We start from the raw sequence: 19,295 nt of genomic DNA, 5'->3' as shown, positions 1-19,295 counted from the left end.
ACAGGACCGTGAAACGCCTTAGCGCCGATGATAGTGCGGCATTGCCGTGTGAAAGTAGGACACCGCCAGACTCCCCTTATAAAAGCCCAGCTCATACGAGCTGGGCTTTTTGCTTTGTGCTGGCCGAAAGCCCGAACCGCCCGTCCGAGGCACCGATAAGGCGGCGCTTGGAGCTGGCTCCTCATGCCCCCTCCGCAGACGGCAAGAAAAAAGGCCGGATTACCGGCCTTGATGACGCCATGCCAGCCCGAAGGTTACTTCTGGGTCTTGATTTCCTGCCACAGACGGGTGGTCAGGCGCTGCAATTTCGGATCCATCGGCAGCATTACGAAACTGTGCTGAATGTCTTGAGGAGTCGGGAAAATCGACGGGTTGCTGAGGTTTTCCTTCTTGATGAACTTGCGTGCCGCCAGGCTGCCCGGTGCATAGTTCACGGTGTTGGCGTTGGCAGCCGCTACCTTGGCGCTCATGTTGTAGTCGATGAACTTGTAGGCGCTGTCGACGTTCTTGGCATCTTTCGGGATGACCATGCTATCGACCCAGATTGCGACGCCCTCCTTCGGTACCAGCGGGGTAATCTTGACCTTGTTTTTGGCTTCTTCGGCACGCACGCGGGCGATATTGAGGTCGCCTCCGTAGCCGTAGACCAGGCACAGGTTGCCGCCGGCCAATTCATTGATGTAGCCGGAGGAGGAGAAGCGGGTGATGTAGGGGCGGATGGTTTTCAGCAGGGCTGCGGCTTCCTTGTAGTCGGCCTCATTCTTGCTAGCGGGGTCCTTGCCGAGGTATTTCAGCACCATCGGGAACACTTCGCCCGGCGAGTCCAGCACGCTGACGCCGCAGGATTTGAGCTTGGAAACGTTTTCCTTCTTGAACAGGATGTCCCACTGTTTTTCCGGGAGTTTGCCGCCCAGTGCCTTGGTGACCTTGTCGGTGTTGATGCCGATGGTGTTGACCCCCCAGAAGTAGGGCACCGCGTACTTGTTGTCCGGGTCGAACTTGGTCATGAGCTTGAGCAGTTCAGGGTCCAGCTCTTTGTAATTGCTCAGCTTGGATTTGTCGATCGGCTGGTAGATGCCGGCCTGAATCTGCTTGGCGAGGAATTGGTTGGTGGGAACAACGATGTCGTAACCCGACTTGCCGGTGAGCATCTTGGCCTGAAGGATTTCGTTACTGTCATAGACGTCGTAGCGCACCTTGATGCCGGTCTGCTTCTGGAAATTGGGAATGGTGTCTTCGGCGATGTAGTCGGACCAGTTGTAGACGTTCAGCACGCTGCTGGCGGCATGGCTGGCCGAGGCGGCCGTAGCCAGAGCACTGGCAACAAGAATGACAGCCTTACGTTTCATAAGAAACTCCTTCGACGGGGGTTACGATCTTGAGTCAAGTAGGCACGAGCCGACACCCGGATTGCCGTGTCGGTAAAACGCTTGTATAGATCAACGCTTCATCATAGTTCAGCTGATCAGCAGTCTGTCATTTAACCTGCTCTGCCAGGTACGGGCAAGACCTTTGTCTCGGGCCGGGCACGGATTGGACGAGGGCGTCGGACGTGTTCACCGCTTGGGCCGACGGAGCGCGCGCCACTCCTTGTCAGCGAGGGCGGTGCCCTCTTTGGACGGAAGGCCGAATGGCATGGGTTGACGAAATGTGCAAAAATTCGACTAACTAGACGAATTGCAGGTTTCTCCATGCTGGACCGGGACGGATACCGCCCCAATGTCGGAATCATCCTCATCAACGCCCGTAACGAGGTGTTCTGGGGCAAGCGCGTGCGCGAGCACTCGTGGCAGTTTCCGCAAGGGGGCATCAAGCCTGGTGAGAGTCCGGAAGCGGCGATGTACCGTGAGCTGCTCGAAGAGGTCGGCCTCTTGCCACAACATGTCAAAATTCTCGGCCGTACGCGCGACTGGCTGCGCTACGACGTTCCGACCAACTGGGTGCGGCGCGAATGGCGCGGTAGCTACAAGGGCCAGAAGCAGATCTGGTTTTTGCTGAAGCTAGTCGGTCGCGATTGTGATGTTTGCCTGAGGGCGACCAACCACCCCGAGTTCGACGGCTGGCGCTGGAACGATTATTGGGCGCCTGTCGATCTGGTGATCGAGTTCAAACGCGATGTCTACCAGCGTGCCCTGGGTGAGTTGTCCCGCTTTCTGCGGGGGATGGAAAGCTACGAGGCCTACCTGCAGCGCCGCCATTCGGCACCGGAAAAGACCGACGAGAGCTGATGCGCATGCCGATAACCACGGCTCTTCCTCGTCCCTGGTTGCCTTTCGGGCTGGTGGGCGTGGTCGTGCTGTGGTCGGCGTTAGGTGCGCATGATGCGGCGACCTGGTGGCTGGAGGCGATTCCGGCCGTGCTGGGCTTGCCGCTGGTCTGGCGGCTGTGGCCGCGTTTTGCCTGGAGCCCGCTGGCGGTATGGGCTATGTCACTGCACGCCATTGTGTTGCTGGTAGGAGCGCACTATACCTATGCGCTTACCCCGCTCGGCTTCTGGCTGCAGGAGCTGTTCGATTTTTCCCGTAATCATTATGACCGCATCGGCCACCTGGCCCAGGGGTTTTTCCCGGCCATACTGGCGCGCGAGGTGCTGCGCCGGCAGACTCCGCTGCAGGGGGGCTGGCTGACATTTATGGTGGTGTGCTTCTGCATGGCGCTGTCCGCCTGTTACGAGCTGGTGGAGTGGTGGACCGCGCTGGCCATCGGCGCCGCCGCCGATGCCTTCCTGGCGACGCAGGGCGATCCATGGGATACCCAGTGGGACATGTTCCTGGCGCTGTGCGGTGCTCTCGTTTCCCAATTGTTTTTTGCCCGCGTTCACGAACGCCAGATCGGCCGACTGAGCGCGTTAACCATTGACACGCTATGACTCAACAGTACGACGAATCCTCGGTCCGGGTCCTCAAGGGACTGGAGCCGGTGAAGGAGCGTCCGGGCATGTATACCCGGACGACCGACCCGACCCACATCTGCCAGGAGGTGATCGACAACGCCGCCGACGAGGCCTTGGGCGGCTTCGCGCGCAAGATCGCGGTGACACTGCACCAGGACGGCTCGCTGTCCGTGGAGGACGACGGGCGCGGTATCCCCGTGGGCCTGCATCCACAGGAAGGGGTGCCGGTAGTGGAACTGGTGTTCACCCGGCTGCATGCGGGTGGCAAGTTCAACAAGAAGGATGGCGGCGCCTACGCGTTTTCCGGCGGCTTGCACGGTGTTGGCGTGTCGGTGACCAATGCGCTGTCGACGCGGCTCGAGGTCGAGGTCAAGCGTGAGGGCGGGGTGTACCGCATGGCGTTCGCCGGCGGTGACGTGATCGAGCCGCTGGCTCGCGTTGGCGATTGCGGTGCGCGTACCAGCGGCACGCGGGTACGGGTATGGCCGGATGGGAAGTATTTCGAGAGTCCGCGCTATTCGCTGCCCGAGCTGGAGCGGCTGTTGCGTGCCAAGGCGGTGCTGCTGCCCGGAGTGGCAGTGACCTTGACCATCGAGCGCCCGAGCGGCGACGAGGTCAAGGTGTGGCAGTATCCGCAGGGACTGAAGAGTTATCTGGCCGAGCTGTGCAACGGTGACGAACCGGTGGCTCCGCTGTTCTCCGGCGAGGCCTATATCGGCGACGACCACGAGCAGTTCGCCAAGGGCGAGGGGGTGCAGTGGGCACTGGCCTGGTTCGAGGACGGTGCCGGCGGCGAGAGCTACGTCAACCTGATCCCGACTCCGTCCGGCGGGACGCACGAGGCGGGCCTGCGCGCCGGGGTATTCGACGCGGTGAAGAGCTTTGTCGATCACCACAACCTGCTGCCGCGCGGCGTCAAGCTGATGGCCGAGGATGTATGGAGCCGGGTGCGTTTCGTGCTGTCGGCACGCGTGCTCGATCCGCAGTTCCAGGGGCAGACCAAGGAGAAGCTGACCAGCCGCGATGCGCTGAAGCTGATCTCGGGCCTGGCTCGCGACCCGGTGGAATTGTGGCTGAACCAGCACGTCGAAGCCGGCAAGAAGATTGCCGAGCTGGCGATTCGCCAGGCGCAGTCGCGCCTGAAGTCGGTGAAGAAGGTCGAGAAGAAGAAGGGCTCCGGCGTGGCGGTGTTGCCGGGCAAGCTGACCGACTGCGAGAGCGAGGACATCGAGCGCAACGAACTGTTCCTGGTCGAGGGCGATTCGGCCGGCGGTTCGGCCAAGCTGGCGCGCGACAAGGAATACCAGGCCATCCTGCCGTTGCGCGGCAAGGTGCTCAACAGCTGGGAGACCGACCGCGATCAGCTGTTCTCCAACGCCGAGATTCATGACATCTCGGTCGCGATCGGCGTCGACCCGCATGCGCCGGGCGAGAAGGCCGACTTGTCGGGGCTGCGCTACGGCAAGATCGCCATCCTGTCGGACGCCGACGTCGACGGCTCGCACATCCAGGTGCTTTTGCTGACGCTGTTCTATCGTCACTTCTCGGCGCTCTTGGCCAACGGCCATATCTGCATCGCGCAGCCGCCCCTGTTCCGCGTCGACGTGCCGGGGCAGGGCAAGCACCGTCCCCCGAAGAAGCTCTACGCGCTGGACGAGGGCGAGCTGGAGGCCATCCTCGACCGCCTGCGCAGCGAAGGCGTGCGCGAGAACGCCTGGAGCATCAGCCGCTTCAAGGGGTTGGGCGAGATGAACCCGGAGCAGCTCAAGGACACCACCATGCACCCGGACACGCGCCGCCTGACCCAGGTGCGGGTGCGGCCCGAGGCCGAGGCCGATACGCGCCGCATGTTCACCATGCTGATGGGCAAGGGCGAGGCGGCGAGCCGGCGCGGCTGGATGGAGGCCAAGGGCAACGAGGTCGAGGCGGATATCTAAGCCCGGCGCTGGTCGGCAGGATCGGCAAGACGCGAGTTGGCCGCCAGCTTGGTAACGGGCTCGCGGCCAACGCCGTTTGGGCGGCCGGAATGACCAGGCACGTAGGCCCGGCCGCTCTGCAGGCCTGCGCTGCGGTGCCGATGGGGGGGGCGCCGCTCGGCTCATTCGCTGCCGGTGGCCTCTTCTTCCAGCCAGGCACAAAAGGCCGACACCAGTTCGTCTCCCACCAGGCTTTGCGGCACCACCCAGCAATAGCCCTTGACCACCACTTCCGGTCCCGGCAGTGGGGCCACCAGTTTGCCGGAGGCGAGTTCTTCCTCGATCACCGGCAGTGGACCGAGCGTGACGCCGAGACCGTCGATGGCGGCCTGCAGCGCCAGGTAGTAGTGGTCGAAATGCTGGGTGGCGGCGGGCTGCAGGGCCGGTGCCCCGGCGGCGGCGAGCCAGCGTTCCCAGGCGACCGGCCGGGTTTCCGAGTGCAGCAGGGTGTGTTGGGCGAGATCGGCCACGCTGGCGATGGGGTGGCGTGCGAGCAGCGCCGGGCTGCACACCGGCAGTTCACGCTCGGCAAGAAAGGCATGGGCGACGAAGCCGCGCCAGTGCTCCTGGCTGCGGCGGATGGCGATGTCGAAGTCGGCGTTCTGGTTGTTGATGGCGGCGTCGGAGGTGGCCAGGCGCAGTTCGACGCCAGGGTAGCGCAGCTGGAAGCGGGTGAGGCGCGGCAGCAGCCAGTGCATGGCGAGCGTCGGCGTGACGTTGATCTGGAGGCGGCGACCCTGGCGGCGCGCGGTGAGGGCCTCGGTGGCGCCGGCGATGCCGTCGAACGCCGTCTGCAGCGCCGGCAGGTAGGCCTGGCCGGCGGCGTTGAGCGTGACGCGGCGGCCGCGCCGCTCGAACAGGGTGAAACCGAGCCAGTCTTCGAGTTGCTGCACCTGGCGGCTGATGGCGCCGTGGGTCACATGCAGGGCTTCGGCGGCGGCGCTGAAGCTGCCGAGACGAGCGGCGGATTCGAAGGCTCTGAGGGCGTTGAGCGGGGGCAGGCGGCGGGACATGCAGTTGAGTTTATCTCACCAGCGTCGCCATAAAAACTCGTTTGTGCCGTGCCGGCCGCAGGGGTAGCCTTGCGCCATGGATACCACTCTGCATACCCCCCGCCGGCAGGAGTTGTTTGCCGGTTTCTTTTCTGTCGGGCTGTCCGGCTTCGGCGGCGTGCTGCCGCTGGCGCATCGCATGCTGGTGATGCAGCGGCGTTGGCTGTCCGATGCCGAATTCACCGAGGTGCTGGGGCTGGGCCAGGTGCTGCCCGGGCCCAATATCGTCAACGTGGCGGTGGCGGTCGGCTCGCGCTTTCACGGTGTCAGCGGTGCGCTGGCAGCGGTGGGCGGGCTGATGCTTGCGCCCTTGGTGATCGTGCTGTCGCTCGCCACGCTGTATGGGCATTACCAGTCCGTGCCGGCCTTGCGCGGGGTGCTGGCGGGCCTGGCGTCGGCGGGGGCCGGGCTGGTGGTGGCGATGGGACTGAGGTTGGCCGAAAAGCTGGAGCGCCGCGGCTGGTGCCTGGCGATCGCGCTGCTCACCCTGGTCGCGGTCGGGCTATGGCGTCTGCCGCTGCTGGCGGTGCTGTTGGTGCTGGCGCCGCTGGCGATCGCGCTGGCGTGGCGGACAAGGGAGCGGCGCTCATGAGCGTGCTGCTGTCGCTGCTGGGGACGTTCTCGCTGTTTTCGCTGATGGCGGTGGGGGGCGCGAATGCGCTGCTGCCGGAAATCCACCGTTACGTGGTGGAGTCGAATGGCTGGATGACCGGAACGGAGTTCGCCGCCCTGTTCGCCATCGCCCAGGCAGCGCCCGGGCCCAATGTGCTGGTGGTCAGCCTGATCGGCTGGAAGGTGGCGGGCGTCCCGGGGGCGCTGGTGAGCACGCTGGGCATGTGCGGGCCGTCGTCGCTGCTGAGTTTCTACGTGGCGCGGTTGTGGCAGCGATTTCGTGCCTCGCCGTGGCGCCGGGTGATCGAACGCGGGCTGGCGCCGGTGACGATCGGCCTGGTGCTGGGCAGCGCCTGGCTGTTGAGCCGTTCCGCCAATGATAGCTGGGCTTCTTGGTTGCTGTGCGGGGCGAGCGCCACGGCGGCGTGGAAGAGCCGGCTCAATCCGTTGTGGCTGTTGGGCGCGGGGGCCTTGCTGGGCTGGCTGGGGCTGGTATGAAATCGGGCTCGACGGCTACGAGCCGGCAGAGATGAAGGCGGGGTATAATGAAAAGCGAAACCAATCACCGCCATTCATCATGACCACGCTCAAGAACGATACTTTCCTGCGGGCCCTGCTCAAGGAGCCCGTTGAATACACCCCGATCTGGATGATGCGCCAGGCCGGCCGCTACCTGCCGGAATACCGCGCCACGCGCGCGCGCGCCGGCAGCTTCATGGGCTTGTGTACCAGCCCGGAGTTCGCCACCGAGGTGACGCTGCAGCCGCTGGAACGTTTCCCGCTGGATGCCGCCATCCTGTTCTCCGACATCCTCACCGTGCCGGATGCGATGGGGCTGGGGCTCTACTTCGCCGAGGGCGAGGGGCCCAAGTTCCAGCACCCGCTGCGTGACGAGGCCGCCATCAAGGCGCTTTCCGTGGCGCCGATGGAGAAGTTGCAATACGTGTTCGACGCCGTGGCCAGCATCCGCAAGGCGCTGGACGGCCGGGTGCCGCTGATCGGCTTCTCCGGCAGTCCGTTCACGCTGGCCTGCTACATGATCGAGGGCGGTGGCTCGGACGACTTCCGCAACGTCAAGGCGATGCTGTACAGCCGCCCGGAACTGCTGCATCACATCCTCGACATCAACGCGCGTACCGTCACCGACTACCTCAACGCCCAGATCGACGCCGGGGCGCAGGCGGTGCAGATCTTCGATACTTGGGGCGGAGCGCTGACCCACGCGGCCTACAAGACTTTCTCTCTGGCTTATATGCAGAAGATCATCGCCGGCCTCAAGCGCGAGGCGGACGGACGGCGGGTGCCGGTGATCGTGTTCACCAAGGGCGGCGGTCAGTGGCTGGAAGACATCGCCACGATCGGTGCCGACGCCATCGGGCTCGACTGGACCACCGACATCGCCGATGCCCGTCGCCGTGTCGGCGGCGAGGTGGCGCTGCAGGGCAACCTCGACCCCAACGTGCTGTTTGCCAGCCCGGAGGGCATCGAGAAGGAAGTCAGCCGCATCCTGTCCTCCTACGGCCAGGGCAGCGGCCACGTGTTCAACCTGGGCCACGGCATTTCCCAGTTCGTGAACCCCGATCACGCCGCGGTGCTGGTCGAGGCGGTGCATCGGCTGTCGGTTCCCTACCATTACCACGGTTGAGACGTTGTCATAGCCAACCGGGGGTATATATGCCCATGCGGCCATTGGTTTTCCAGTGGCCGTTTTACTTTGCGGGTTTTTGCTGTCAAGGGATTGACAGGGTTTCCAACAGTTGTTCCATGACTTATGCACACCGGCGTGGCCCGCGAATGAGGCGTGAGCCGGGTTTGACCCAGCTTGGAGCGAAGTCATTAAGTCATTGAATTAATTGATAAATATAATTTGATTAATTTTTGTGCAACCTGGCTGCAATGGCCTGTATCAGCCATTCGGCATCGCCGCAAGGCAGTTGTGCACAAAGTTATCCACAGCTTCTGTGGGCAGGTGGCTTAAAGCCTTGCCTGGACAGGGTTTGCGCGGGGGGAGCGAATGATGGCGGAGGAGTACGCGGTTCAGGTGGCCGTGGACGTGCCCCTTTTTGGAACGTTCAGCTACTTGACCCATCTGCCGTTGCGCGCGGGACAGCGGGTCAGGGTGTCGTTCGGTCCGCGCCGGGTGTGTGGCTTCATTACCAACGATATACCTACCGAGGGTATCGAGACCGGACGCCTGAAACGGGTCGAGGAACTGTTCGACGAGTTGCCGCCGCTGCCGGCCACGCTGCTCGCGATGGTGCGTTTCGCCGCCGACTATTACCACCATCCCATCGGCCAGACCCTGTTTACCGCGCTTCCCGGTGCGCTGCGCACCGACCGCGCGGTACGGCTCGAGGACGAGCGCCTGTGGCAGCTGACCGGGGCAGGGTTGGCCGAAGAACCGCCGGCACGGCAAAAGGCGCGCCGGGCGCTGTGGCAGGCCTTGCAGGACGGCCCGCTGACCAACGCGGCGGCGCGTGGTGTCAGCGCCCAGGCCGGGCGTATCCTGGCCGACTGGCTGCAGCAGGGACGGGCTGAGCGCGTGGCGCCGGAAGCGCTGCCGCTGCGCGTCGCCCCGGCGCCGAGCCTGAACGACGAACAGCAGCGGGCGCTGGAGGCCCTGTCGGAAACGCGTGACGACTTCGCCCCCTACGTGCTGCACGGCATTACCGGCAGCGGCAAGACCGAAGTCTACCTGCGCCTGATCGAGCGAGTGCTGGCGGCCGGGCGCCAGGTGCTGTTGCTGGTGCCGGAAATCAACCTGACGCCGCAGCTGATCGAGCGCTTCACTGGGCGCTTTCCCGCCACGCGGGTGGTGATGCTGCACAGCCATCTGGCCGACGGCGAGCGCCTCAAGGGCTGGGTCGACGCCTGGCAAGGGCGCGCCGGCATCGTCATCGGTACCCGGCTGGCGGTGTTCACGCCGCTGCCGCGGCTGGGGCTGATCGTGGTCGACGAGGAACACGACGGCTCGTTCAAGCAGCAGGACGGCCTGCGCTACCACGCCCGCGACCTGGCGGTGTGGCGCGCGCGTCAGGAGCGGGTGCCGATCGTGCTGGGCAGCGCCACGCCCAGCCTGGAGACCATGGCCAACGTCGCGGCCGGACGTTACCGGCGCCTGACCCTGAGCCGGCGCGCCCACGACGCGGCGCGGCTGCCGACGATCCGGTTGGTGGACACGCGCCGGATCAAGCTGGTGGAAGGGTTGGCCGAAGTGGTGATCGCGGCGCTCAAGGCGCGCGTGGCGCGCGGCGAGATGAGTCTGGTGTTCATCAACCGGCGCGGCTTCGCCCCGGTGGTCGCCTGCACCGACTGCGGCTGGTTGTCGGGTTGCCCGCGCTGCTCGGCCAAGCTGGTGGTGCATCTCGCCGAGCGCAAAATGCGCTGCCACCACTGCGGCTGGGAGGAGGCGGTGCCGCCGGTCTGCCCGGACTGCGGCAACGTCGACCTCAAGCCGCTGGGGCAGGGCACGCAGCGCCTGGAGGCGGCGCTGGCGCGGCTGCTGCCGGAAGCGCGCCTGCTGCGCATCGACCGCGACACCACGCGCCACAAGGCGGCCTGGGACGAGGTCTACCGCAAGGTGCACGCCGGCGAGGTGGACGTGCTGGTGGGTACGCAGATGCTGGCCAAGGGGCACGATTTCGGCGCGCTGTCGCTGGTCACGGTGTTGAACGCCGACGGCGGGCTGTACTCTGCCGACTACCGCGCCGCCGAGCGCCTGTTCGCCCAGCTCATGCAGGTGGCCGGCCGCGCCGGCCGCGCCGAGGCGCCGGGCGAGGTGTTGGTGCAGACGCAATGGCCGGAGCACCCGCTGTACCAGGCACTGCTGCGCCACGACTTCGACGGCTACGCCCAGACCCTGCTCGAGGAGCGGCGCATGGCGGGCTTCCCGCCGGCGGTATACCAGGCCCTGCTGCGTGCCGACGCCTACGAAATCGCCACGGCCACCGCCTTCCTGACCGCGCTGCGCGCCGAGGCCGAGCCGCACGCCGACGGCGTGCTGGTATCCGGCCCGGCGCCGGCGCTGATGGTGCGTCTCGCCAACCGCGAGCGCGCCCAACTGGTGTTCGAGAGCGGCAGCCGCGCCGCGCTGCACGCCCTGCTCGAACGACTCGTCCCGTTGGCCGAACGGCTGGCCAAGGCGCACGGCCGCGCCTTGCGCTGGTCGCTCGACGTCGACCCGCAGGAGATGTGATGAAACGATTACGCGCCGTGGCGCTGCTGATGCTGGCCTACTGGACGCTGCCGGCCAGCGCGCTGGAACTGTACGGCATCCCGGCCGACGACATCGCGTTGTGGGCGGCGCCGGTGGAAGGGAAGGGCGTGTTCGCGGCGTACCGCGCCGAGCAGGCCGTCAACCCGGCTTCCACTATGAAGCTGCTGACCGGCTGGAGCGCACTGACCCGGCTCTCCCCCGACTACCGCTGGCATAGCGAGCTGGTGTCGGCGGCGCCGTTGCGGCACGGCGTGCTGCAGGGCGATCTGTACTGGATCGGCTCAGGCGACCCGCGTTTTGCCAACCGTGACCTGCAGGGCATGCTGCGCACCTTGCGCGCGCGCGGCATCGAACGCATCCAGGGCCGGCTGCTGCTCGACAAGCGTGCCTTCAGCCGCATCGGCAGCGCCAGCGATTTCGGTGGCGATGTCGGGCGCGTATTCATGGTCGATCCCGACACCCACCTCACCGGGCTCAAGGTGGCCTGGCTGCGCTTCTTCAACGACGGCAACGGCGCCCGCGTCACGCTCGATCCGCCGCTGGCCGGGGTGCGCCTGAGCAGCGCCCTGAGCGACGGCGGCGAGGGTCCTTGCGACGACGTGCGGCGGAGCGTCAGCATTCAGGTCGAGAACGAGCAGGTCAGCGTCAGCGGTGCCTTGCCAAGAAGCTGCGACGGGGCGCAGAGCTACGTCAACGTGCTCGACCACGACCAGTACGCCGCCCAGGCCTTCGCCGCGCTGTGGCGCGAGCTGGGCGGGCGCGGACCGGCGGCCAGCGGCCGTGGCACGGCGCCGTCTGGGGCGCGTGTGCTGGCCAGCCATGACTCCGACCCCTTGCCGGCCGCCTTGGCCGACATCAACAAGTACAGCAACAACACCATGGCGCGCGCGCTCTTCCTGACGCTGGGGAGGGTGGCCGGCGGCAGCGGCGACACCGTGGCCGACGCCGAGCGCGCCGTGCGGGAAACGTTGGCCGAAGCCGGCATTCCCTCCGCACCGCTGGCGCTGGAGAACGGCGCCGGGCTGTCGCGCCAGGAACGCGTCTCGGCCAGGCTGCTGGGTGAAGTGCTAAGGAGCGCGGCGCGTGGACCCTACGCCGGCGAGTTCCTGGCCAGCCTGCCGATCGCCGCGGCGGACGGCACGCTGAAGAAGCGCTTTGCCAACCTGGGGCCGCGCCTGCGGTTGAAGACAGGCACGCTCGACGGCGTGCGCGCCCTGGCCGGTTACTGGCAGGCGGCCGACGGCCGCCGGCTTGCCATCGTCGCCATCGTCAACAGCCCGCGCGCCGCCGAACTGGTGCCGGCGCTGGACCGGGTGGTGAGTGACCTGGTGACGCGTTTTGATCCCGCCGCCGGCGTGCCGCCGGAGTATAATTTGCCGGTACCTCCAAGCCTTCCTGTGGAACCCCGATGAAACCCGTAACCATGTACACCACCGCCGTCTGCCCCTACTGCATCCGTGCCAAGCAACTGCTGGCACGCAAGGGCGTGGCCGGCATCACCGAAATCCGCGTCGACCTGGAACCGGCCGAGCGCGAGAAGATGATGAGCCGCACCGGCCGCCGCACCGTGCCGCAGATCTACATCGGCGACAGCCACGTCGGCGGCTTCGACGATCTGGCGGCGCTCGAGCACGCCGGCAAGCTCGACGTACTGCTGGCGGACTGACGGTGGCTCCGGCCGCGCTTTCATGCGATGATGCCGGCTGATTTTTCCCTTATTTGATTCCACCCCATGGCGGGTGTCAGGCGAGATTGAACATGAGCGAACAACAAGAAGTGCAACCGGTTTTCTCCATCGAAAAGATCTACGTTAAGGACCTGTCCCTCGAAGTGCCGAACGCCCCGCAGGTGTTCCTCGAGCAGGCCCAGCCGGACATCGACATGCAGCTCGCCTCGGAAGGCAAGCTGATCGAAGACGGCTTCTACGAGTGCACGCTGACCGTCACCGTGACCGCCAAGCTGCCGGAAAAGACCATGTTCCTGGCCGAAGTGGCGCAAGCCGGCATCTTCCAGATCCGCGACGTGCCGGCCGACGACATCGAGCCGATCCTCGGCGTGGCCTGCCCGAACATCCTGTTCCCGTATGCGCGCGAAACCGTGTCCAGCCTGGTGAACCGCGCCGGCTTCCCGCCGGTGCTGCTGTCGCCGATCAACTTCGAGTCGCTGTACATGCAGCAGCGCGCCCAGTTGGCCGAAGCCGGCAACGCCTGATCCGTATGAAGAAGTCCCTCGTCGTCTCGCTGCTGTTGGCCGCCGGGTTCGCCGCCCCGCTGGCCAACGCACTGGAGTTCCGCTCCGTCAAGGAGACCGGCGTGGCGCTGTACGAAGCGCCGGCGCTGAATGCGAAGAAGCTGTTCGTGGTCAGCCGCTACTACCCGGTCGAAGTGCTGACGAGCCAGAAGGAGTGGTCGCGCGTGCGCGACGCCACCGGCGGCATCGCCTGGATTCCGGCGGCGGCCTTGTCCACGCAGCGCATGCTGCTGGTGGTGGTCGACAAGAGCGAAGTGCGCGCCGAGGCCGACGCCGCCTCGCCGTTGCGCTTCAGCGTGCCGCGCGACGGCGTGCTCGAACTGCTCGAGCCGCCCCAGGCCGGCTGGGTCAAGGTGCGCCATCGCGACGGCAGCGAAGGCTACGCCCGCATCACCGACCTCTGGGGCCTGTAAACGGGAGATCGCATGAAACTGGCTGTGCTGGGAGCGGGTGCCTGGGGCACCGCTTTGGCGATCGCCTACGCGCGCCATCACCATGTCACCCTGTGGGCGCGCGACGCCGACCAGGTGGCCCAGATGGCGGCGGAGCGTCTCAATACCCGCTATTTGCCGGGCTGCCCTCTGCCCGACGAGCTGGCCTTGAGCGCCGAGCTGTCGCATGCCGTTGACGGCGCCGACCTGATCCTGATCGTCACGCCGATGGCCGGGCTGCGCCCGACCCTGCGCGCGCTGACCGCCCTGTCTTCCGGGTTGCCGCCGCTATTGTGGGCCTGCAAGGGCTTCGAGGTGGGCTCCAGTCTGCTGCCGCACCAGGTGGTGGCGGAGGAACTGCCGCCCGGCGTACCGTGCGGGGTGCTGTCCGGCCCGAGCTTCGCGCGCGAGGTGGCGATGGGGCTGCCGGCCGCGCTCGCCGTGGCCTCGGACGACTACGCCTTCGCCAAGCGCATGGCGCGGACGCTCAACAGCCCGCGGCTGCGGCTCTACGCCAACGACGACCTGGTCGGCGTCGAGGTGGGGGCGGCGGTGAAGAACGTCATGGCGATCGCCACCGGCGTCGCCGACGGCCTGCAGTTCGGCATGAACGCCCGCGCCGCGCTGATCACCCGTGGCCTGGCCGAGATCACCCGGCTGGCGCTGGCGCTGGGAGGCAGCCAGCAGAGCATGATGGGTTTGGCCGGCATGGGGGATCTGATCCTTACTTGCACCGGCGCGCTGTCGCGCAACCGTCAGGTCGGCCTCAAGCTGGCCGAAGGCAAGTCGTTGGAGCAGATCCTGCAGGAACTGGGCCACGTTGCCGAAGGGGTGCCGACTGCACGCGAGGTGCTGACCATGGCCGAGCGGCTCGAGGTCGACATGCCGATCACCGCCGCAGTGTGCGGCCTGCTCTATCACGGCAGCGATCCGCACAAGGTGGTGGAGGAACTGCTGGGACGCGAGCCGAAGTCGGAATCCGGCGAGCGCCTGGACTGAAAGCTCGCCACGCTGGCAGCAAGCCACCCTAGGGGTGGCTTTTTGTTTGTCAGGTGCAACCCGCCTCAGCGCCCTTCGATGGTCTTGGCGATACTGGCGAAGTCGAATAGGTCTTCGGTGCCGCGCAGGCGTTCGGCGTAGATCACCTGATCCCGCGAATCGGTCAGGATCAGCGACGGGGCGGTGTAGCCCGCCAACGGATAATCGGCGATCAGTACACCGTAGAACTTGTGAAAATCGCGCCCGCGCAGCGTCGAGAGCAGCGTCACCCCGGGCAGGCCGTGCTCACGGCGCGCGCGACGCAGGGTCGAGGGCGAATCCACCGAGATCACAAACAGCCGCAGCCCAGGCCATTGCTCCAGAAAGCGCCGCGTCTCCTGCAGCAGTTCGATCCCGCCGTATTCCTGCTCGTCGAGTGACAGCAAGGTGATGATCGCCTTGGGCGAGCCATGGAATTGCTCGAGTGAGACGTCGTTCAGGTTTTCGTCGACCAGCATGAAACTGTGCAGCAGATTGCCGACTTGGGGAAAGTCGCCAAGCACCTGCAAAGCGTCGTCACGGTGCTGCAGTGTAAACATGTCCATGTCCTGTTTTCTCCTGCGTTATCTACTCATGGTGGACGAGATCGGGCAGAAAACAAGCCAAAATCGGGGGAGGGCAACGAAAAAGCCGCCAGATGGCGGCTTGTCGGAGAGGCATGGAACACAGCACCTATGGCCGTAGGTGAGCGAGCCAAAGCAACTTGAGTGCCGCCAGCGTTCAGGAACCGGACTGTATCCCGAGTACATGAGAATTCCGCGTCGCTGAGACAATCGGAGATCGGCACGCCGTACTGCCGGCGCTCAAGATGAGAAGGCGTGGCCGCCTGATGAACAGCCTCTCAGGTTCAGGGATAGAACCAGAGCAGACTGTAGCCCATCGCGCGGACCTTGCCGACATCGAAGCGCATGGCGATGCGTATCTCGCTGTTGCCCTTGAACTGCATGGCCTTGTAGTCGTCGGGCTTGAGGTATTCCTGCGGCGAGAACACCTTGCGGATCACCACCTGGTCCTCGGCATCCTTCAGCGTGACCTCCAGCATCGGATAAGCCTGCGGGTACGCGGCGTGGTTCTTCAGCGTGGCAGCCAGCTGGATCAGGTTCTGCTGATCGGGCACGAAGGACAGTTCCGACCATTCGGTACGGATCAGCGCGCTGTCGGTTGGCAGCGGCACGCTGCAGCCGACGCCCTGGCACAGTTTTTCCAGCGTCGGGCGCAGTTCCGGCACCTCGGCGGCAATGCGGGTACGGTTGAGGTAGACCAGCTGCAGCGCCAGGGCCAGCACGCCGATCAACGCCACGCCGGCCATCAGCCAGGTCTGCCAGTTCCCCGTCCGGCGCGCCGCTGGCGGCGGCGGCTCGAAGCCGGGGATACCTGCGCCCGGGTCGAAGGCGGGTTCCGCGGAGTCCGCCTCCGGCATCACCATCACTGTGGCCCCCTTTGGCTGGCCACGTTCTTCCCGTGTTTCGGTTTCGTTGTGGGTACCACGCGTGGCGGGGGCGGCGTGTTCCGACAGCGTCTCTTCCAGCAGTGCTTGCAAGGGGTCGGCGGCGGGACGCGGCGGCGCTTCCGGCGCCGCGAACGGGTCGCCGATCGGCGCCGTGGCATCACGGTGCTGCATCGCCTCGGACAGGGCGCGCTGGAACGTGGCCATGTCATTGGCGTCGGTGGCCGGCGCACTGGCGGTGGCTGCTGCGGCCGTCTCTACCGGCGGCGCCGTCTCGGTGGCCGGGGGGCTGCCCAGCGGGTCGAAGTCGGGCAACTCCAGCTCGAAGTCGTCGCCCGGGTCGGGGCGGCTGGCTGGCACGGCAGGGGCGAGTGGGGGCGGTACCGGCGGCGTCGGCGTGAGCAGCGGTGGCTCCGCCACGATCATGTGTTCGGTGGCGTTGAAGACATGCGCACAGCGCCCGCAGCGGACAAGGCCGTTGGCAACGGCGAGCTGGGCATCGCTAACCTTGAAGCGGGTCTGGCAGCCGGGGCACTGTGTCGTATGCGTCATACCGTGGCGTGTCGGGTTCCAGTGAGTCGGGTCCAGCCTTCGTCGAATACCGGCGGTTCCATGTCGAACCAGGTCGCGTAGATGGCGGACAGCTCTTCCGCCTGCTCCTGCAGGATGCCGGACAGGACGATCTTGCCGCCGGCCTTGACGTGGCCGGAAAGGAGTTCACCCAGCAGGCGCAGCGGGTTGGCCAGGATGTTGGCCAGCACCACGTCGTACTGCGCTGGCGGGGTGGCGTCGGGAAGGTAGAAACGGGCGACCACCTGGTTCTGGGCGGCGTTGTCCTGGCTGGCACGCACCGCTTGCGGGTCGATGTCGATACCGACCGCTGAGGCCGCGCCGAGCTTGAGCGCGGCGATAGCCAGGATGCCCGAACCGCAGCCGTAATCCAGCACGCTCTCGCCGCCCTTGATGTTGGCGTCGAGCCATTGCAGGCACAGCCGGGTGGTGGGGTGGCTGCCGGTGCCGAAGGCGAGGCCGGGGTCGAGCTGCAGGTTGACGGCGGCGGGGTCCGGGCTCTCGTGCCAGGTTGGCGTGATCCAGAGCCGTTCCGAGATGCGGATCGGCTCGAACTGGGCCTGGGTCAGTCGCACCCAGTCCTGTTCTTCGACCCGCTCCTCGGCATAGTGCGGCAACGCGATCCCGCACTGGGTGCTGGCGGCCGCGATGATCAGCGCGACGTCGGCGGCTTCGTCGAACAGCGCGATGATGCGGCTCTGGCTCCACAGCTTGTCGACCGGTTCGCCCGGCTCGCCGAAAATCGGCTGCTCCAGCTCGGTGCCGGCCAGCGCGTCCTCGATGGCGGCCGACAGTGCGCCGGCGTCCATCAGGGCGTCGGCCAGCTGCTCGGCCACCACGGAGTCGGTGTCAATGGTGGCTTGCAGCCAGGCCATCAGGCGCTCCCCTTCTTCATCTGGGCCAGACGCTCTTCCAGGTAGTGGATGCTGGTGCCGCCCTTCTGGAAGGCGCCGTCCATGAACAGTTCCTGGTGCAGCGGGATGTTGGTCTTGATGCCGGTGATCGCCATTTCGGACAGCGCCACGCGCATGCGCGCCATAGCTTGCTCGCGGGTGTCGCCGAAGGCGATCAGTTTTCCGACCATCGAATCGTAGTGCGACGGAACAGTGTAACCCTGGTAGATGTGCGAGTCGATGCGGATGCCCGGGCCGCCGGCCGGGTGGTAGCTCTCGATCTTGCCCGGGCTCGGCACGAAGGTGAACGGATCTTCGGCGTTGATGCGGCACTCCATGGCGTGCCCCTTGAATACGATATCCTTTTGCTTGTAGCGCAGTTTCTCGCCGGCGGCAATACGGATCTGTTCCTGCACGATGTCGATGCCGGTGATCATTTCCGTCACCGGGTGTTCGACCTGCACGCGGGTATTCATCTCGATGAAGTAGAACTCGCCGTTCTCATAGAGGAATTCGAAGGTACCGGCGCCGCGGTAGCTGATGCGGCGGCAGGCGTCGGCGCAGGCCTCGCCGATCTTCTTGCGCTGGGCGTCGGTGATACCCGGGGCCGGCGCTTCCTCGATGATCTTCTGGTGGCGGCGCTGCATCGAGCAGTCGCGCTCACCGAGGTAGATGGCGTTGCCGTATTCGTCGGACAGCACCTGGATCTCGATATGGCGCGGCTGCTCGAGGAATTTCTCCATGTACACGGTCGGGTTGCCGAAGGCGGCCGCCGCTTCGGTGCGGGTCATGTTGACCGAATTGATCAGCGCCGCCTCGGTGTGCACCACGCGCATGCCGCGTCCGCCGCCGCCGCCAGAGGCCTTGATGATCACCGGGAAGCCGATCTTCTTGGCCATCTTGGTGATTTCGACCGGATCGTCCGGCAGCGCGCCGGCGGAACCGGGCACGGTCGGCACCTTGGCTTCGATCATCGCTTGCTTGGCCGAGACCTTGTCGCCCATCAGGCGGATGGTTTCCGAGCGCGGGCCGATGAAGACGAAACCGGACTGCTCGACGCGTTCGGCGAAGTCGGCGTTTTCCGACAGGAAGCCGTAGCCGGGGTGGATGGCCTGGGCGTCGGTGACTTCGGCCGCGGCGATCAGCGCCGGCACGTTGAGGTAGCTCTGGCCGGACGGGGCGGGGCCGATGCAGACCGACTCGTCGGCCAGCTTGACGTACTTGGCGTCGCGGTCGGCTTCGGAGTGCACGACCACGGTCTTGATGCCCATTTCGCGGCAGGCGCGCTGGATACGCAGGGCGATCTCGCCGCGGTTGGCGATGAGGATTTTTTCAAACATGGGGAACACCCGTGAAAAGCGAAACGTGAAACGCGAAAAGTGCGGGCGGGCCGATCACTTTTCCCATTTCACGTTCCTCGATATTGGGACTTACTCGATGATGAACAGCGGCTCGCCGTATTCGACCGGCTGACCGTCTTCGGCCAGGATGGCCTTGATCACGCCGGAGCGGTCGGCTTCGATCTCGTTCATCAGCTTCATGGCTTCGATGATGCACAGGGTGTCGCCGGCGCTGACGCTCTGGCCGACTTCGACGAAAGCCTTGGTGCCCGGGCTCGGCGAGCGGTAGAAGGTGCCGACCATCGGCGACTTCAGTGCGTTCTTGCTGTCGATGGCGGCCGGCGCCGCGTCGACCACAGCGGCAGCCGCCGCGACCGGCGCCGCTGCCGGCATCTGAATGGCGTGCATCGGCTGGGCGTAGGTGATGTTGGCATTGGCCGATACGCGGGTGATGCGGACTTTTTCTTCGCCTTCGGTCACTTCGAGCTCGGCAATGCCGGATTCCTCGACGAGATCGATCAGTTTTTTCAGTTTGCGCAGGTCCATGGCGATCCTTCGAATGGGATGTTCTGTTTGG

The 19,295-nt window shown here is 65.8% G+C and carries 19 protein-coding genes; 12 read left to right on the top strand and 7 right to left on the bottom strand.

Going from position 1 to position 19,295, the window contains the following annotated elements:
- Positions 1–254 precede the first annotated feature (254 nt).
- Positions 255–1,349, bottom strand: coding sequence for a polyamine ABC transporter substrate-binding protein (locus AC3WG5_RS13845; RefSeq protein ID WP_482584157.1), 1,095 nt, complete (start codon positions 1,347–1,349; stop codon positions 255–257).
- A gap of 342 nt (positions 1,350–1,691) precedes the next feature.
- Here AC3WG5_RS13845 and AC3WG5_RS13840 point away from each other — a divergent pair, with 342 nt between their 5' ends.
- The 3 genes from AC3WG5_RS13840 to parE are packed head-to-tail and all read left to right on the top strand — an operon-like array spanning position 1,692 to position 4,830.
- A complete protein-coding gene (locus AC3WG5_RS13840; protein ID WP_014088279.1) occupies positions 1,692–2,228 on the top strand; it encodes an RNA pyrophosphohydrolase in 537 nt (178 codons plus the stop codon).
- The gene (locus AC3WG5_RS13835) at positions 2,228–2,869 is read left to right on the top strand and encodes a DUF2238 domain-containing protein (RefSeq protein ID WP_482584158.1); all 642 of its coding nucleotides are present in this window, start codon (positions 2,228–2,230) and stop codon (positions 2,867–2,869) included. Before AC3WG5_RS13840 ends, AC3WG5_RS13835 begins: the two co-directional genes overlap by 1 nt.
- A complete protein-coding gene (gene parE, locus AC3WG5_RS13830; protein ID WP_492569081.1) occupies positions 2,866–4,830 on the top strand; it encodes a DNA topoisomerase IV subunit B in 1,965 nt (654 codons plus the stop codon). The genes AC3WG5_RS13835 and parE overlap by 4 nt, the downstream gene beginning before the upstream one ends.
- 161 nt (positions 4,831–4,991) lie before the next feature.
- Here parE and gcvA read toward each other — a convergent pair whose 3' ends face one another.
- A complete protein-coding gene (gene gcvA / locus AC3WG5_RS13825; protein ID WP_014088276.1) occupies positions 4,992–5,882 on the bottom strand; it encodes a transcriptional regulator GcvA in 891 nt (296 codons plus the stop codon).
- Positions 5,883–5,958: 76 nt separating this feature from the next.
- Here gcvA and AC3WG5_RS13820 point away from each other — a divergent pair, with 76 nt between their 5' ends.
- From AC3WG5_RS13820 to AC3WG5_RS13780, 9 genes are all read left to right on the top strand, one after another.
- Positions 5,959–6,513 carry a chromate transporter gene (locus AC3WG5_RS13820; protein WP_014088275.1) on the top strand — a complete coding sequence of 185 codons (555 nt, stop codon included), beginning with the start codon at positions 5,959–5,961 and terminating at the stop codon, positions 6,511–6,513.
- The gene (locus tag AC3WG5_RS13815; RefSeq protein ID WP_492569080.1) at positions 6,510–7,031 is read left to right on the top strand and encodes a chromate transporter; all 522 of its coding nucleotides are present in this window, start codon (positions 6,510–6,512) and stop codon (positions 7,029–7,031) included. Before AC3WG5_RS13820 ends, AC3WG5_RS13815 begins: the two co-directional genes overlap by 4 nt.
- Positions 7,032–7,110: 79 nt before the next feature.
- On the top strand, positions 7,111–8,178 hold the full coding sequence (gene hemE, locus AC3WG5_RS13810; RefSeq protein WP_492569079.1) for a uroporphyrinogen decarboxylase: 1,068 nt from the start codon (positions 7,111–7,113) through the stop codon (positions 8,176–8,178).
- A 369-nt stretch (positions 8,179–8,547) separates the two neighbouring features.
- Positions 8,548–10,728, top strand: a complete 2,181-nt coding sequence (locus AC3WG5_RS13805; protein WP_492569078.1) for a primosomal protein N' — start codon at positions 8,548–8,550, stop codon at positions 10,726–10,728.
- Entirely contained in the window at positions 10,728–12,161 is a 1,434-nt protein-coding gene (dacB, locus tag AC3WG5_RS13800; protein ID WP_492569077.1) for a D-alanyl-D-alanine carboxypeptidase/D-alanyl-D-alanine endopeptidase, read from the top strand. The genes AC3WG5_RS13805 and dacB overlap by 1 nt, the downstream gene beginning before the upstream one ends.
- Complete coding sequence (gene grxC / locus AC3WG5_RS13795) at positions 12,158–12,415, top strand: glutaredoxin 3 (RefSeq protein ID WP_008954847.1); 258 nt, start codon at positions 12,158–12,160, stop codon at positions 12,413–12,415. Before dacB ends, grxC begins: the two co-directional genes overlap by 4 nt.
- A gap of 92 nt (positions 12,416–12,507) precedes the next feature.
- A complete protein-coding gene (gene secB / locus AC3WG5_RS13790) occupies positions 12,508–12,960 on the top strand; it encodes a protein-export chaperone SecB (protein ID WP_008954848.1) in 453 nt (150 codons plus the stop codon).
- A 5-nt stretch (positions 12,961–12,965) separates the two neighbouring features.
- On the top strand, positions 12,966–13,412 hold the full coding sequence (locus AC3WG5_RS13785) for an SH3 domain-containing protein (protein WP_492569076.1): 447 nt from the start codon (positions 12,966–12,968) through the stop codon (positions 13,410–13,412).
- A gap of 12 nt (positions 13,413–13,424) precedes the next feature.
- Positions 13,425–14,429, top strand: coding sequence for an NAD(P)H-dependent glycerol-3-phosphate dehydrogenase (locus tag AC3WG5_RS13780; protein ID WP_014088268.1), 1,005 nt, complete (start codon positions 13,425–13,427; stop codon positions 14,427–14,429).
- A gap of 65 nt (positions 14,430–14,494) precedes the next feature.
- Here AC3WG5_RS13780 and AC3WG5_RS13775 read toward each other — a convergent pair whose 3' ends face one another.
- From AC3WG5_RS13775 to accB, 5 genes are all read right to left on the bottom strand, one after another.
- Entirely contained in the window at positions 14,495–15,007 is a 513-nt protein-coding gene (locus AC3WG5_RS13775; RefSeq protein WP_492569075.1) for a thiol peroxidase, read from the bottom strand.
- Between the two features lie 308 nt (positions 15,008–15,315).
- Positions 15,316–16,467, bottom strand: a complete 1,152-nt coding sequence (locus AC3WG5_RS13770) for a DUF3426 domain-containing protein (protein ID WP_492569074.1) — start codon at positions 16,465–16,467, stop codon at positions 15,316–15,318.
- Positions 16,464–17,360: a 50S ribosomal protein L11 methyltransferase gene (prmA, locus tag AC3WG5_RS13765; RefSeq protein ID WP_294866915.1), complete on the bottom strand. Its 897-nt coding sequence runs from the start codon at positions 17,358–17,360 to the stop codon at positions 16,464–16,466. The genes AC3WG5_RS13770 and prmA overlap by 4 nt, the downstream gene beginning before the upstream one ends.
- Positions 17,360–18,718: an acetyl-CoA carboxylase biotin carboxylase subunit gene (gene accC / locus AC3WG5_RS13760; protein WP_008954854.1), complete on the bottom strand. Its 1,359-nt coding sequence runs from the start codon at positions 18,716–18,718 to the stop codon at positions 17,360–17,362. The genes prmA and accC overlap by 1 nt, the downstream gene beginning before the upstream one ends.
- A 90-nt stretch (positions 18,719–18,808) precedes the next feature.
- The gene (gene accB / locus AC3WG5_RS13755) at positions 18,809–19,264 is read right to left on the bottom strand and encodes an acetyl-CoA carboxylase biotin carboxyl carrier protein (protein WP_492569073.1); all 456 of its coding nucleotides are present in this window, start codon (positions 19,262–19,264) and stop codon (positions 18,809–18,811) included.
- Positions 19,265–19,295 lie beyond the last annotated feature (31 nt).

This window comes from Pseudogulbenkiania sp. FW507-F1 (assembly GCF_058781125.1).
The sequence above is the reverse complement of the archived record's forward strand: the minus strand, read 5'-3'. Positions and strand labels throughout refer to the sequence as shown.